The sequence below is a fragment of the Pseudomonas sp. ArH3a genome (assembly GCF_022648765.1).
Classification (GTDB): domain Bacteria; phylum Pseudomonadota; class Gammaproteobacteria; order Pseudomonadales; family Pseudomonadaceae; genus Aquipseudomonas.
The window spans coordinates 5,521,892-5,535,749 of the sequence record NZ_CP080330.1 but is presented as its reverse complement, the minus strand read 5'-3'; the positions used below and the strand labels follow the sequence as shown (position 1 = coordinate 5,535,749).

12 protein-coding genes are annotated in these 13,858 nt (G+C 59.2%); 9 read left to right on the top strand and 3 right to left on the bottom strand.

Annotated features, from left to right (window positions below):
• The first annotated feature begins 92 nt into the window (after positions 1-92).
• The 6 genes from K0P33_RS25410 (at position 93) to K0P33_RS25385 (ending at position 6,877) form a co-directional block, all read left to right on the top strand.
• Positions 93-1,379, top strand: coding sequence for an ABC transporter substrate-binding protein (locus K0P33_RS25410; protein WP_094950845.1), 1,287 nt, complete (start codon positions 93-95; stop codon positions 1,377-1,379).
• An 89-nt stretch (positions 1,380-1,468) separates the two neighbouring features.
• Entirely contained in the window at positions 1,469-2,377 is a 909-nt protein-coding gene (locus K0P33_RS25405; RefSeq protein ID WP_094950846.1) for a sugar ABC transporter permease, read from the top strand.
• The gene (locus K0P33_RS25400) at positions 2,370-3,215 is read left to right on the top strand and encodes a carbohydrate ABC transporter permease (RefSeq protein WP_094950847.1); all 846 of its coding nucleotides are present in this window, start codon (positions 2,370-2,372) and stop codon (positions 3,213-3,215) included. The genes K0P33_RS25405 and K0P33_RS25400 overlap by 8 nt, the downstream gene beginning before the upstream one ends.
• Positions 3,216-3,217: 2 nt before the next feature.
• Positions 3,218-4,378, top strand: a complete 1,161-nt coding sequence (gene ugpC / locus K0P33_RS25395; protein WP_094950848.1) for a sn-glycerol-3-phosphate ABC transporter ATP-binding protein UgpC — start codon at positions 3,218-3,220, stop codon at positions 4,376-4,378.
• A gap of 84 nt (positions 4,379-4,462) precedes the next feature.
• Positions 4,463-5,809 (top strand): carbohydrate porin, encoded by a 1,347-nt coding sequence (locus tag K0P33_RS25390; protein WP_094950849.1) that lies wholly within the window; start codon positions 4,463-4,465, stop codon positions 5,807-5,809.
• Between the two features lie 222 nt (positions 5,810-6,031).
• Positions 6,032-6,877, top strand: coding sequence for a D-hexose-6-phosphate mutarotase (locus K0P33_RS25385; protein ID WP_094950850.1), 846 nt, complete (start codon positions 6,032-6,034; stop codon positions 6,875-6,877).
• Positions 6,878-7,094: 217 nt separating this feature from the next.
• Here the strand turns inward: K0P33_RS25385 and K0P33_RS25380 are convergent, their stop codons facing one another.
• On the bottom strand, positions 7,095-7,955 hold the full coding sequence (locus K0P33_RS25380; RefSeq protein ID WP_176462929.1) for a MurR/RpiR family transcriptional regulator: 861 nt from the start codon (positions 7,953-7,955) through the stop codon (positions 7,095-7,097).
• Between the two features lie 219 nt (positions 7,956-8,174).
• Here K0P33_RS25380 and zwf point away from each other — a divergent pair, with 219 nt between their 5' ends.
• Genes zwf through K0P33_RS25365 form a run of 3 tightly spaced genes read left to right on the top strand, consistent with a single transcriptional unit; the run spans position 8,175 to position 11,024 of the window.
• On the top strand, positions 8,175-9,641 hold the full coding sequence (gene zwf / locus K0P33_RS25375) for a glucose-6-phosphate dehydrogenase (RefSeq protein ID WP_094950852.1): 1,467 nt from the start codon (positions 8,175-8,177) through the stop codon (positions 9,639-9,641).
• Entirely contained in the window at positions 9,628-10,341 is a 714-nt protein-coding gene (gene pgl / locus K0P33_RS25370) for a 6-phosphogluconolactonase (RefSeq protein WP_094950853.1), read from the top strand. The genes zwf and pgl overlap by 14 nt, the downstream gene beginning before the upstream one ends.
• 17 nt (positions 10,342-10,358) lie before the next feature.
• Entirely contained in the window at positions 10,359-11,024 is a 666-nt protein-coding gene (locus K0P33_RS25365; protein WP_094950854.1) for a bifunctional 4-hydroxy-2-oxoglutarate aldolase/2-dehydro-3-deoxy-phosphogluconate aldolase, read from the top strand.
• 1,377 nt (positions 11,025-12,401) lie between these two features.
• On the opposite strand, the gene K0P33_RS25360 is transcribed toward K0P33_RS25365, so the two are convergent.
• Together K0P33_RS25360 and K0P33_RS25355 are read right to left on the bottom strand one after the other, a co-directional pair.
• The gene (locus tag K0P33_RS25360) at positions 12,402-13,577 is read right to left on the bottom strand and encodes an aminotransferase class V-fold PLP-dependent enzyme (protein WP_242152227.1); all 1,176 of its coding nucleotides are present in this window, start codon (positions 13,575-13,577) and stop codon (positions 12,402-12,404) included.
• Positions 13,578-13,588: 11 nt separating this feature from the next.
• Positions 13,589-13,825 carry a DUF3820 family protein gene (locus K0P33_RS25355; protein WP_003213031.1) on the bottom strand — a complete coding sequence of 79 codons (237 nt, stop codon included), beginning with the start codon at positions 13,823-13,825 and terminating at the stop codon, positions 13,589-13,591.
• Between the last annotated feature and the right edge of the window lie 33 nt (positions 13,826-13,858).

The window sequence follows — 13,858 nt, the reverse complement described above, 5'->3', positions numbered from 1 at the left end:
CCTTTGTTACCTGCGCCTGGAAAATCCCTGTTTAAACTCCGTGCAGCGCAAGCTCTAGACTTGCATGCATAACAACAAGAAAAGGTACTCAGATGAACGCGATTAATCGCCTCGCCGTTGCTATTTCCATTGCCTCGTTGTTTCCCCTCAGTGCATTTGCCGCCGACTCGAAAGGGACGGTTGAAGTTGTGCATTGGTGGACCTCCGGCGGTGAAAAGGCGGCTGTAGATGTCCTGAAGGCCCAAGTTGAAAAAGACGGCTTCACCTGGAAAGACGGTGCCGTCGCAGGTGGCGGTGGTGCCACCGCGATGACTGTGCTGAAAAGCCGCGCAGTCGCCGGCAACCCACCCGGCGTTGCCCAGATCAAAGGCCCCGACATCCAGGAATGGGCGTCCACCGGCTTGCTCGACACCGACGTGCTCAAAGACGTCGCCAAAGAAGAAAAGTGGGACTCCCTGCTCGACAAGAAAGTCTCCGACACCGTGAAGTACGAAGGTGACTACGTCGCCGTACCGGTCAACATCCACCGCGTTAACTGGCTGTGGATCAACCCGGAAGTCTTCAAGAAAGCCGGTATCACCAAGAACCCGACCACCCTCGAAGAATTCTACGCAGCCGGTGACAAGCTCAAGGCCGCGGGCTTCATTGCGCTCGCCCACGGTGGCCAGCCTTGGCAGGACAGCACCGTATTCGAAGCGGTCGTACTGTCGGTGATGGGGGCTGATGGCTACAAGAAAGCCCTGGTCGACCTGGATAACGCTGCGCTGACCGGTCCTGAAATGGTCAAGTCCCTGACCGAGCTGAAGAAAGTCGCGACCTACATGGACGTCGACGGCAAAGGCCAGGACTGGAACCTCGAAGCAGGCAAGGTCATCAACGGCAAGGCCGGCATGCAGATCATGGGTGACTGGGCCAAGTCCGAGTGGACTGCCGCCAAGAAAGTCGCCGGTAAAGACTACGAGTGCGTAGCCTTCCCAGGCACCGACAAAGCCTTCACCTACAACATCGACTCCCTGGCGGTGTTCAAGCAGAAAGACAAAGGCACTGCTGCCGGTCAGCAGGACATCGCCAAAGTCGTGCTGGGTGAGAACTTCCAGAAAGTCTTCAGCATCAACAAAGGCTCGATTCCGGTTCGGGTCGACATGCTGAACAAAATGGAATCGTACGGGTTCGACTCCTGCGCCCAGACCGCAGCCAAAGACTTCCTGGCAGACGCCAAAACCGGCGGCCTGCAGCCAAGCATGGCGCACAACATGGCCACCACCCTGGCTGTGCAAGGTGCGTTCTTTGATGTCGTGACCAACTTCATCAACGACCCGAAAGCCGACCCGGCCGACACCGCCAAGAAACTCGGCGCTGCGATCAAGTCTGCCAAGTAACGGTTAGCAGCTGGTCCTTGTGAGGGGAAACCCCCTGACCCCTCACAAGGCTTGTTCCTGTAGTCCTTTTCTCTGTACTGGATTTTCCCATGAGTTCTGTTGCTGTGTTCAGCAAGGCCTCGCCGTTCGATGCACTGCAGCGCTGGCTCCCTAAACTGGTGCTGGCGCCCAGCATGCTCATCGTGCTGGTGGGCTTTTATGGCTACATCCTGTGGACGTTCGTTCTGTCGTTCACCACTTCCACGTTCCTGCCAAGCTACAAATGGGCGGGGCTTGCGCAATACGCGCGGTTGTTCGACAACGACCGCTGGTGGGTAGCGAGCAAGAACCTGGCTGTTTTTGGCGGGATGTTTATCGGCATCACCTTGGTGATTGGCGTGACCCTGGCGATTTTCCTCGACCAGAAAATCCGCCGCGAAGGTTTTATCCGCACCATTTACCTGTACCCGATGGCGCTCTCGATGATCGTCACCGGTACTGCCTGGAAATGGCTGCTCAACCCGGGCATGGGCCTGGACAAACTCCTGCGTGACTGGGGCTGGGAAGGCTTCCGCTTGGATTGGCTGATCGACCCGGACCGCGTTGTGTATTGCCTGGTGATTGCTGCCGTGTGGCAAGCCTCCGGCTTCATCATGGCGATGTTCCTCGCTGGCCTGCGTGGCGTTGATCAGTCGATCATCCGTGCCGCCCAGATAGACGGCGCGAGCCTGCCGCGTATCTACTGGAGCGTGGTACTGCCAAGCCTGCGTCCGGTGTTCTTCAGTGCGGTGATGATCCTGGCGCACATCGCCATCAAGAGCTTCGACTTGGTTGCGGCAATGACCGCCGGTGGCCCGGGCTACTCGTCCGACTTGCCCGCGATGTTCATGTACTCGTTCACCTTCAGTCGTGGCCAGATGGGCATGGGCTCTGCCAGTGCAATCCTGATGCTCGGTGCGATCCTCGCGATCATCGTGCCTTACCTGTACTCCGAGCTGAGGACCAAGCGTAATGACTAGTCTCGCTTCCAAACCAACCATCAGCCTGAGTCGCATCGCGATCTACACGGTGCTGATCCTTGCTGTGCTGCTGTACCTGGTGCCGCTGGTAGTGATGCTGTTGACCAGCTTCAAGACCCCGGAAGACATCAGCACCGGCAACCTGCTGAGCTGGCCCACCGTGGTCACCGGCATCGGCTGGGTAAAAGCTTGGGCCACCGTCGATGGCTACTTCTGGAACTCGATCAAGATCACCGTTCCGGCGGTGCTGATTTCCACTGCCATCGGCGCATTGAACGGCTACGTGCTGTCGTTCTGGCGCTTCCGTGGTTCGCAGCTGTTCTTCGGCCTGCTGTTGTTCGGCTGCTTCCTGCCGTTCCAGACCGTGCTGCTGCCGGCCTCTTTCACCCTCGGCAAGATGGGCCTGGCCAGCACCACCACCGGCCTGGTGTTTGTGCACGTGGTCTACGGGCTGGCATTTACCACACTGTTCTTTCGTAACTACTACGTCAGCATTCCGGATGCGCTGATCAAGGCGGCACGACTGGACGGTGCAGGGTTCTTCACCATCTTCCGGCTCATCATTCTGCCGATGTCGACGCCGATCATCATGGTCTGCCTGATCTGGCAGTTCACCCAGATCTGGAACGACTTCCTGTTCGGTGTGGTGTTCTCCAGCGGCGACTCGCAGCCCATCACGGTGGCGCTGAACAACCTGGTCAACACCAGCACCGGGGCCAAGGAATATAACGTGGATATGGCGGCGGCGATGATCGCCGGGCTGCCGACCCTGCTGGTCTATGTGATCGCAGGCAAGTATTTCGTGCGCGGCCTCACGGCCGGCGCGGTCAAGGGGTAATCATGGCTACGCTTGAACTTCGCAATGTAAACAAGACCTATGGCGCCGGCCTGCCCGACACCTTGAAGAACATCGAACTGTCGATCAAGGAAGGCGAATTCCTGATCCTGGTCGGCCCTTCGGGGTGTGGTAAGTCCACGCTGATGAACTGCATCGCCGGTCTGGAAACCATTACCGGCGGCGCCATCATGATCGGTGATCAGGATGTGAGCGGCATGAGCCCCAAGGACCGTGACATCGCCATGGTGTTCCAGTCCTACGCCCTGTACCCGACCATGAGCGTGCGCGAGAACATCGAGTTCGGCCTCAAAATCCGCAAGATGCCTCAGGCGGATATCGACGCCGAAGTGGCGCGCGTGGCCAAGCTGCTGCAGATCGAGCACCTGCTTAACCGCAAGCCAGGCCAACTGTCCGGTGGCCAGCAACAGCGTGTTGCCATGGGCCGCGCCCTGGCGCGTCGGCCGAAGATCTACCTGTTCGACGAACCGCTGTCCAACCTCGACGCCAAGCTGCGCGTCGAGATGCGCACCGAAATGAAGCTGATGCACCAGCGCTTGAAAACCACCACTGTCTACGTCACCCACGATCAGATCGAAGCGATGACCCTGGGCGACAAAGTGGCGGTGATGAAGGACGGCATCATCCAGCAGTTCGGCACGCCGAAAGAGATCTACAACGACCCGGCCAACCTTTTTGTGGCAAGTTTTATCGGTTCACCTCCGATGAACTTCATTCCTTTGCGCCTGCAGCGCAAGGACGGTCATCTGGTGGCGCTGCTCGACAGCGGCCAGGCCCGTTGCGAGCTGCCGCTGAGCATGAATGACACCGGCCTTGAAGACCGTGACGTGATCCTGGGCCTGCGCCCGGAGCAGATCGTGTTGGCGGCGGGTGAAGGTAATGGTTCGTCGAGCATTCGTGCCGAAGTCCAGGTCACCGAGCCGACTGGCCCGGACACCCTGGTATTCGTGCAACTCAACGACACCAAAGTCTGCTGCCGCCTGGCACCCGACGTGGCACCGCAGGTGGGCGAGACCCTGACCCTGCAGTTCGACCCGGCCAAGGTCTTGCTGTTCGACGCCAAAACCGGCGAGCGCCTGGGCGCTGCTGCTTCATTGCCTGCACACGGGCATGCCGACAATGTGGCCCAATTCAAAGGCCGCTAATGCAGATAAGTTGTTGTTTTAGATAAAAATGTAACCCGCGTTAGATAAAAACAGTTTAATAACAATAAAGACGAGGATGTAGGGATGAAAAAGCAACACAACAACACCCGGCTGATCTGCCAACTGTCAGCAGCAGCAGCCCTGGTATTGTCCGCCAATGCGATGGCGGCCGATGCATTCAGCGCCGACTCCAAGTGGATGACCGGCGATTGGGGCGGCGAGCGGACCAAGCTCATCGAGCAAGGTATCGACATCAAGGCTGACTACGTTGGGGAAGTGGGCGCCAACCTGCGCGGCGGCTACAACGACGACAAAACTGCCCGTTACGCTGACCAGTTCGGTCTGGGCGTAGCACTGGATCTGCAAAAGCTGTTTGGCTGGGATAACACCCAGGCCAAGATCCAACTCACCAATCGTAACGGCGCGAACATTTCCAATGACCGTATTGGTGACCCGCGTGCCGGCACCTTGAGTTCGTCTCAAGAAGTTGATGGCCGAGGCCACATGGTGCGTCTGACCCAGTTCTGGATTCAGCACCAGATGTTCGACAACAAGTTGGACGTCAAACTCGGTTACTTCGGTGAAGGCGAAGACTTCAACACCTTCCCATGCGACTTCCAGAACCTGTCGTTCTGCGGCTCGCAAGTGGGTAACTACGTTAACACCTGGTACAACTGGCCGGTCAGCCAGGCTGCGATCCGCGTGAAGTACAACATCACGCCTGAGCTGTATGCGCAAATCGGTGCTTACAACCAGAACCCATCGCAACTGGAGCACGGCAACGGCTTCAAACTCAGCGGCAGTGGCACCAAGGGCACCGTATTGCCGGTGGAATTGGTCTGGTCGCCGAAGGTCAATGGCCTGCCGGGCGAATACCGTGTGGGTTACTACAAGAGCACCGCCGACGCTACCGACGTACGTGAAGACGTCAACGGTAACGACGCTGGTACCACCGGCGCGGCCTTCCGCGTTCGTAGCAGCAAGAGCGGCTACTGGGGCGTTCTTCAACAGCAGCTCACCACGCACAATGGCGACGCTTCACGCGGCTTGAACATCGCGGCCAACGTGACCTTCCACGACAAAGACACCAACGTCGTCGACAACTACCAGTCGCTGATGCTTGTGTATAAAGGCCCATTCGACGCGCGCGCCAAAGATGACATCGGTATCGGTGTTGCGCGTATCCATGCCAACAGTGACGTGAAGAAAAACGCCGAGTTGCTCAATGCCGCTGGCGGCTTCACCGATTACGACCAACTGGGTTACGCGCCACTGCGTAACACCGAGTACAACGTCGAGCTCAACTATGGCGTCCACGTCACCAATTGGCTGACCGTGCGTCCTAACTTGCAATACGTCGTCCACCCAGGTGGCGTGAACCAAGTCGACAACGCGCTGGTAGCGGGCCTGAAAATTCAGTCTACGTTCTAACGCTGTTGCGATAAGCTCCTTCTCTCTGTGCGCATTTCGCGGATAGCCATGGCTATCCGCTTTTTTTTGGGCAGCACGCTGCACAATTCCTGCGGGAGCTGGCTTACCTGCGATGGCATCGCCTCGGTCATTCAAACAAACCGAGTCGCTCACATTGCAGGCAAGCCAGCTCCCACAGGGGAACCAAGGTTTGAGCGAGAATGAATTTCAGGACCGTGGCACATGCATGAGCATCCGCTGCAACGTTTTTTCAAATCCCTGCGCGAGCGTCCGGTGTTCGCCTGGGAGCGCTTTCAGATGCGCGATGTGTTGGTGATCGACCATCCGCTGTGCCAGGCGGTGTTCAGTCGCCAGGGCGCGCAACTGCTGCATTTTCAACCCCGTGGCCAGAAACCCTGGCTGTGGTGCGCGGCCAAGTGGCCGCAAGTCGGCGCCATCCGTGGCGGCGTGCCGGTGTGCTGGCCATGGTATGGGCGCCACCCGAGTGAAAACGCGTGGCCGTCCCATGGCTGGGCGCGGCTGATTGATTGGAAACTGCTCGACAGCAGTACCGACGACGATGGCGTGCGCCTGCATTGGCAATTGCAGCTGTGCGACTGGCAGGTCGACCTGCACGCGCACCTGGGCGAAACCCTGGAACTGCGCCTGTGCACAGAGCATCAGGACGAGTTGCCGTGCCAGTTGAGCCATGCTTTGCACGCTTATTGGCGGATCGGCAATGTCGGTGAGATAGCGCTGTCTGGGCTCGATGGAGCGCAAGGTTATGACCAGCTCAATCGCCAGGTTTGCCAGCAGGAAGGCGAGTTACGCGTGGACGGCGGTTGCCAGCGAGTGTTCCAGCATGACGGCGAGCTGCACCTCAAAGACCACGCCTGGCAGCGCGAGCTGTGCATTGATACTGGCGACAGTGCCGACACGGTGGTGTGGCACCCGGGCAGCCGGCCACTGTTGGGCGTGAGCTTCAACGAGGCATCGGGGTTTGTGTGCGTGGAGTCGGCGATGGCTGGGGCCAGTTTGGCGCCGGGGGAGAGGGCGCATTTGAGTCTGCAGGCCAGGGCTGGGGTTTAGCGGTGTGGCTTATGGCCTCATCGCGGGCAAGCCCGGCTCCCACAGTGGAATGCATTCCAAATGTGGGAGCGGGCTTGCCCGCGATGGCGGCGGTACTGCTGGCAGAGATTTGATCGTTCCCACGCTCCGCGCGGGAATGCCACCTTGGACGCTCTGAAGTCGTGACGCAGAGCGTCACTGGATGCATTCCCACGCAGGGCGTAGGAACGATCTGGAACTAGTTAAACTCATCCCCAACCGGATACCGGCTGTCATTCAAACTCTCTTTGATCTTGCGCAAATGCGGCTGGAAATCCACGCCACGGCGCAACGTCATGCCCGTTGCCAGCACATCCAGCACCGTCAGCTGGATAATCCGCGACGTCATCGGCATGTAGATGTCGGTGTCTTCCGGCAGCGGAATGTTCAGGCTCACCGTGCTGGCCTTGGCCAGCGGCGAGTTCTCGGCGGTTACGCCCAGTACCGATGCGCCGTTTTCCCGCGCGATACGCGCCACTTCCACAAGCTCACGGGTACGCCCGGTGTAGGAAATAATCACGAACAGCTCACCCGTATGCGCCACCGACGCGAGCATGCGCTGCATCAGCACGTCGGCGTGTGCGGTCACGGCCAGGTTGAAGCGGAAGAATTTGTGCAGCGCATCCATGGCCACCGGCGCCGAGGCGCCCAGGCCGAAGAAGTGGATCTGCCGCGCCTGGATCAACAGGTCTACGGCCTTGCTGATCAGCGCCGGGTCCAAGGCTTGGCAGGCGCTGTCCAGTGACGCAATGGCACTGCCAAAGATCTTCTGGGTGTAGGCCTCAGGGTTATCATCGGCCTCCACGGCGCGGCTGACATACGCCGCACCACTGGCCAAACTTTGCGCCAGCTGCAATTTAAGTTCAGGGTAACCGCTGACGCCGAACGAACGGCAGAAACGGTTGACCGTCGGTTCACTGACCGAGGCGGCTTGGGCGAGGGCTGCGATCGAGAAGCGGGTCGCCTGCTGCGGGTTGAGCAGGATGACCTCGGCGACTTTTTTCTCAGCCTTGTTCAATTCTTCGAGGCGGTTCCGGATTTGTTCCAGAAGATTTCGCACGCGGTCCATTCAGTCTTTCCTTCGGGCGACGATGCAACTATAGGGCGGTAACCAATCGACGAGTGGCCCTTTGCGGTGGCCTATCCTACTGAGGGTAGCTGAACACCACCACTCGGAATGCATATTTTGGGAAAATGTTGTGGTTATTACTACATTTTTCCTTGAGTGATGCCTTGAAAAAAGGTATTTGTAGCTTAACTTGATAAAAGAACAAACATCATGCCTTCGATAACCGTAGAACCCTGCACCTTTGCCCTGTTTGGCGCGTTGGGTGATCTGGCGCTGCGCAAGTTATTTCCTGCCCTCTATCAACTCGATGGCGCAGGCCTGCTGCACGACGACACGCGCATCCTGGCCCTGGCCCGTGAAGCCGGCTCCGAGCAGCAGCACTTGGCGCATATCGAAAAAGAACTGCGTAAATACGTCGGCAAGGAACTGGACGAAACCATCGCCCAGCGTTTCCTGGCTCGCCTGACGTACCTGCACGTCGACTTCCTGAAGGCTGACGACTACGTCGCCCTGGCAGAGAGCGCCGGCACCGAACAACGCCTGATTGCCTACTTCGCCACCCCGGCGGCGGTGTACGGCGCGATCTGCGAGAACTTGTCCAAGGTCGGCCTGGCGGAAAACACCCGCGTCGTCCTGGAAAAACCCATCGGTTCGGACCTGGAGTCGTCGCGCAAAGTCAACGACGCCGTGGCGCAGTTTTTCCCGGAAAACCGCACCTACCGCATCGACCACTACCTGGGCAAAGAAACCGTCCAGAACCTGATTGCGCTGCGTTTCGCCAATAGCCTCTTTGAAACCCAGTGGAACCAAAACTACATCTCCCACGTGGAAATCACCGTGGCCGAGCAGGTGGGTATTGAGGGCCGTTGGGGTTACTTCGACAAAGCCGGCCAGCTGCGCGACATGATCCAGAACCACCTGCTGCAGCTGCTGTGCCTGATCGCCATGGACCCGCCGGCCGACTTGTCCGCCGACAGCATCCGCGACGAGAAGGTCAAGGTGCTCAAGGCCCTGGCGCCGATCAGCCCAGACGGCCTGACCACCCAAGTGGTACGTGGCCAGTACATCGCCGGCTACAGCGCCGGCAAGCCGGTGCCGGGTTACCTGGAAGAAGAGAATTCCAACACCCAGAGCGACACCGAGACGTTCGTTGCCCTGCGTGCCGATATCCGCAACTGGCGTTGGGCCGGGGTGCCGTTCTACTTGCGTACCGGCAAGCGTATGCCGCAAAAGCTGTCGCAGATTGTTATCCACTTCAAGGAACCGTCCCACTACATCTTCGCCCCCGAGCAGCGCCTGCAGATCAGCAACAAGCTGATCATCCGCCTGCAACCGGACGAAGGTATTTCCTTGCGTGTGATGACCAAGGAGCAGGGCCTGGACAAGGGCATGCAACTGCGCAGCGGCCCGCTGCAACTGAATTTTTCCGACACCTACCGCAGCGCGCGCATCCCTGATGCCTACGAGCGGTTGTTGCTGGAAGTGATGCGCGGCAATCAGAACCTGTTTGTTCGCAAAGATGAAATCGAAGCCGCGTGGAAGTGGTGTGACCAGTTGATCGCCGGGTGGAAAAAATCCGGTGATGCGCCCAAGCCGTATGCGGCTGGGTCCTGGGGGCCGATGAGCTCGATTGCACTGATCACGCGGGATGGGAGGTCGTGGTATGGCGATATCTGAATTGAAACTGCCTCAGGGTGTGACTGCCCATGAGTACCGTACGCCCGTGCTGCTGGCGGACGGCCTGGCCAATGACGTGGCCGAGCAACTGCGCGGGGCCATCAGTGCCCGTGGCGAGGCCACCCTGGTCGTGTCCGGTGGCCGCAGCCCCGTGGCGTTTTTCCAGAACCTGGCCAAGCAGAGCCTGGACTGGTCCAAGGTCACCATCACCCTGGCCGACGAGCGCTGGGTGCCGGTAGAGCACGCCGACAGCAATGCTGGCCTGTTGAAGAAGTATTTGCTGCAAGGCCCGGCAGCCAAGGCCACGTTCCTCAGCCTGTACAACGTTGCCGCGAACCTTGAAGACGCCGCCGAACTGGCCGACCGCCAGTTGGCAGAGTTGTCAGCCATTGATGTGCTGGTACTGGGCATGGGCGATGACGGCCACACCGCGTCGCTGTTTCCCAACAGCCCGAACCTCACCGAAGCCCTGCAGGCCGACGGTACCCGCCGTTGCTGGCCGATGCTGGCGCCGACCGTGCCGCACCAGCGCCTGACCATGAGTCGCGCGTTGCTCGCCACGGCCCACTACACCGTGCTGTCGATTGCCGGCAGCTCGAAATTGACCACCTTGAGCGCCGCGCTGGCCAGTGACGACGTTGCTGCCATGCCGATTCGCGCGTTTTTGCAACCTACTTTAGAGATTTACTGGTGCCCATGAGCCAAGGATCAGCCGCTATGAAAAGCCCTCAACCGACCGTGTCCATGGCGGAAAAAGTTGCCTTGATCGACAGCCTCTGCGCCAAGGCGCGGATCCTGCCGGTGATCACCATCGCCCGCGAACAGGACATCTTGCCGCTGGCCGATGCCCTGGCCGCGGGCGGTTTGACCGCATTGGAAGTGACCCTGCGTTCCGAGTTCGGCCTCAAGGCTATTCAGGTACTGCGCGAGCAACGCCCTGAACTGTGCACCGGTGCCGGCACCGTGCTCGACCGTCACATGCTCGAAGCGGCGGAAGTAGCCGGCTCGCAATTCATCGTCACCCCAGGCATTACCCGCGACCTGCTGGAAGCCTCGGTGCATAGCCCGATCCCGCTGCTGCCGGGCATCAGCAATGCCTCCGGCATCATGGAAGGCTATGGCTTGGGTTATCGCCGCTTTAAGCTGTTCCCGGCTGAAGTCAGCGGTGGCGTAGCGGCTATCAAGGCCCTGGGCGGCCCGTTCGGCGAAGTGAAATTCTGCCCAACCGGCGGCGTTGGCCCGGCCAACATCAAGAGCTACATGGCGTTGAAAAACGTGATGTGCGTGGGCGGTAGCTGGATGCTCGACCCGCAATGGGTCAAGAACGGCGACTGGGCCCGCATCCAAGAAGTCACCGCACAGGCGCTGGCGCTGCTGGATTGAGCTGATTTACCGAATCGTTGTTGCTGTGCTTAACGGCATTTTTGCGGCGCACTTGGTCGGTGTGCCGCTTTTTTTTGCCTGCAGAAAAACTTGAATTCAACGCCGATCAGTTGTGGGAGCTGGCTTGCCTGCGATAGCGGTGTAACTGCCACTGCAATGTGGCTGACCCACCGCCATCGCAGCATAGGTATCTACACATCTTTTATGGGTTGAATTCTTTGGTTGTCGCGGGGGTGCTGGGTACATATCCGTTATTTGGGTAACGGCTGCTATGGGTTCCGCCCTTACGGCGGGTCACTTTTGGAAAAGAGCCCCAAAAGTAACCAAAAGGGCTCTTGCCCCACCACTCGGCACCTCGCCTAGGCTCGGTGTGCCCTCACTCCGGCTTTGGACCGTGGGCCGCCGCCATGGGCCATCCTTGGCCCATCGCGGCTAAACCGGCGTCCTGCCGGTTTACCCACGCTCCAAAGCCTGCGTTCGGCCAGCGTGGTTTAACGGGGCGCCTAAGATCAAGATCAAAAGCAAGAGCACGGCGGCCTAGTAGCCGACCTGAGTGGTTGAAGCAAAAGCAGAGCAGAAGCAGAGCACCACCCTATCTAGCTGATGTAATGAGATCCCAATGTGGGAGCGGGCTTGCTCGCGAAGGCGGTGGGTCAGTTACACATGAGCTGGCTGACCCACCGCCTTCGCGAGCAAGCCCGCTCCCACAATTTTGACCGAGTTCGGCTGCCAGCCCCGCAGTGCTCTGCTTTTCTGTGGGAGCTGGCTTGCCTGCGATGGCATCAACTCGGTGTACTTGATAGACCGAGGTGTCTGCATCGCAGGCAAGCCAGCTCCCACATTAGATTGAGTTCAGTTTCAAATGTCAGGTCGGCTGTCAGGCCGCCTCGGCCGTGCTTTTGATTTGCTTCAACCACTCAGGTCGGCTACTAGGCCGCCGTGCTCTTGCTTTTGATCTTGATCTTGATCTTGATCTGAGGCGCCCCGTTAACCACGATGGCCGAACGCAGGCTTGAATCCGTGGGTAACCCGGCAGGACGCCGGGTTAGCCGCGATGGGCCAAGGATGGCCCATGGCGGCGGCCCACGGATTCAAGCCGGAGTGAGGGCATGCCGAGCCTAGGCGAGGCACCGAGTGGTGGGGCGAAGACCTTTTGCTTACTTTTGGGTCTTTCCAAAAGTGAGCCGCTGTAAGAGCGGAACCCTAAGCAGCCGTTACCGCAGCAACGGATATGTACTCACATCTACCTAAAAACCCCGTCAAAAGCTAAGCGCAACACAAAAAAATGCGTAGATACCCATGCTGCGATAGCGGTGTGTCAGTAGATGCATCCAAAGCTGACCCACCGCCATCGCAGGCAAGCCAGCGCCCACAGGTTTAATCTTTGTTGAGTTCGGTAATCGCGTTGATCAACACATTGATATCCGCCGCCGACGTCACCAGCCCCGGCGTCACTCGAATACAGGTGCCAAACGCCGCACCCGTTCGAAGGGTGGTAAACACGCCATGCTCCTTGAGCAACCGGTCCACCATCGCCTGCTGATCCCGCCCTGTGAACTTGAACGCAGTGATTCCGCAATACAGGCGTGGATCATCCGGCGTCAGTACCTCAACCCCCGGCAACGGCCGCACCTGGCTCACCCACAGATCCCGCAGGTAATTGACCCGCGCACCTTTAGCGGCCGAGCCACCCAAGGCGCGGTGTTCTTCCAGCACCAGCGGCAAGGTCATCAGCGCCGGAAAATTCGGTGTGCTGTAGGACGTACGCGCGCGTACATCGGTGGCCGGGTAATGAAATTCGCCCATGTCCGGGTCAATATCGGCCAGGCGCTCCGGTGCTATATACAGAAAGCCAAGGGTCAGCGGCGCGCCGATCCATTTATGCAAATTGAAGCCGGCGAATTGAATACCCAGCTGCGCGAGGTTGAAGTCGATCTGGCCCAGGGCGTGGGCGCCATCGAGGATCACATCGACGCCATGCTCACGCGCGGCCTGGGCAATCGCCTCCACCGGCATCACCAGCCCGGTGCGGTGGGTGACATGGGTCAGGGCCATCAGCTTGAGGCGCGGGTACTGAGCGAACGTATCGCGATAGGCCTGCACCAGGCTGTCGAAACTGGCCGGGTGAGTGTGAGAAATCTCAATAACCTCTACACCGCGATAGCCCGCCAACCAGCGCATTGCGCCTTTGACCGTGTCGTACTCCAGGTCGCTGATCAGCACCTGATCGCCCGGTTGCAGGCAGTTGTAGTTACGGATCAGCGACTGCAAGGCTTCGGTGGCATTGCGGGTAAAGGCGACCGCCTCGGGGTCGGCATCGATCAACCCGGCCAGTTGGCGGCGGATCTCGACATGTTCACCTTGCTCGAAGCGCTGGCGCACATACAGCGAGTTGCTGCGGTTGATAAACGCAACGTGCTCCAGGTACTGCGCGCTTACCGCGCGGCTCATGCGCCCAAAGTAGCCGTTTTCCAGGTTGATCGGGCCAGGCTCCAGCGCATAGCGCTGGGCGATGGCCTGCCAGTGAAGTTCGTTATCTGCATTCCTTGGCATGGCGTGGGCTCTTAATGACGGGGGGCGGGTTTGCCGTGTTTTGCCCGTAGAGGTTCCAGCAGTTCGGACAGGCCGTTGTGGTCGATTTCCTGCATCAGTGCCAGCAACCCGCCCAGTTCGCCGTGGGGGAAACCTTCACGGGCAAACCAGTTCAGGTAGGGGCCGGGCAGGTCAGCGATGATCCGCCCCTTGTACTTGCCGAAGGGCATTTCGCGGGTGATTAGCAGTTCGAGTTTTTCGGGGTTCATGGGCTTCAGTGGTTTGAGTCGAGACCTTGGAAA

Excerpts from the sequence above, each read along its gene's own strand:
- K0P33_RS25410 (WP_094950845.1), top strand. The coding sequence starts at position 93 with ATGAACGCGATTAATCGCCTCGCCGTTGCTATTTCCATTGCCTCGTTG.
- K0P33_RS25405 (WP_094950846.1), top strand. The coding sequence starts at position 1,469 with ATGAGTTCTGTTGCTGTGTTCAGCAAGGCCTCGCCGTTCGATGCACTG.
- K0P33_RS25400 (WP_094950847.1), top strand. The coding sequence starts at position 2,370 with ATGACTAGTCTCGCTTCCAAACCAACCATCAGCCTGAGTCGCATCGCG.
- ugpC (WP_094950848.1), top strand. The coding sequence starts at position 3,218 with ATGGCTACGCTTGAACTTCGCAATGTAAACAAGACCTATGGCGCCGGC.
- K0P33_RS25390 (WP_094950849.1), top strand. The coding sequence starts at position 4,463 with ATGAAAAAGCAACACAACAACACCCGGCTGATCTGCCAACTGTCAGCA.
- K0P33_RS25385 (WP_094950850.1), top strand. The coding sequence starts at position 6,032 with ATGCATGAGCATCCGCTGCAACGTTTTTTCAAATCCCTGCGCGAGCGT.
- zwf (WP_094950852.1), top strand. The coding sequence starts at position 8,175 with ATGCCTTCGATAACCGTAGAACCCTGCACCTTTGCCCTGTTTGGCGCG.
- pgl (WP_094950853.1), top strand. The coding sequence starts at position 9,628 with ATGGCGATATCTGAATTGAAACTGCCTCAGGGTGTGACTGCCCATGAG.
- K0P33_RS25365 (WP_094950854.1), top strand. The coding sequence starts at position 10,359 with ATGAAAAGCCCTCAACCGACCGTGTCCATGGCGGAAAAAGTTGCCTTG.
- K0P33_RS25360 (WP_242152227.1), bottom strand. The coding sequence starts at position 13,577 with ATGCCAAGGAATGCAGATAACGAACTTCACTGGCAGGCCATCGCCCAG.
- K0P33_RS25355 (WP_003213031.1), bottom strand. The coding sequence starts at position 13,825 with ATGAACCCCGAAAAACTCGAACTGCTAATCACCCGCGAAATGCCCTTC.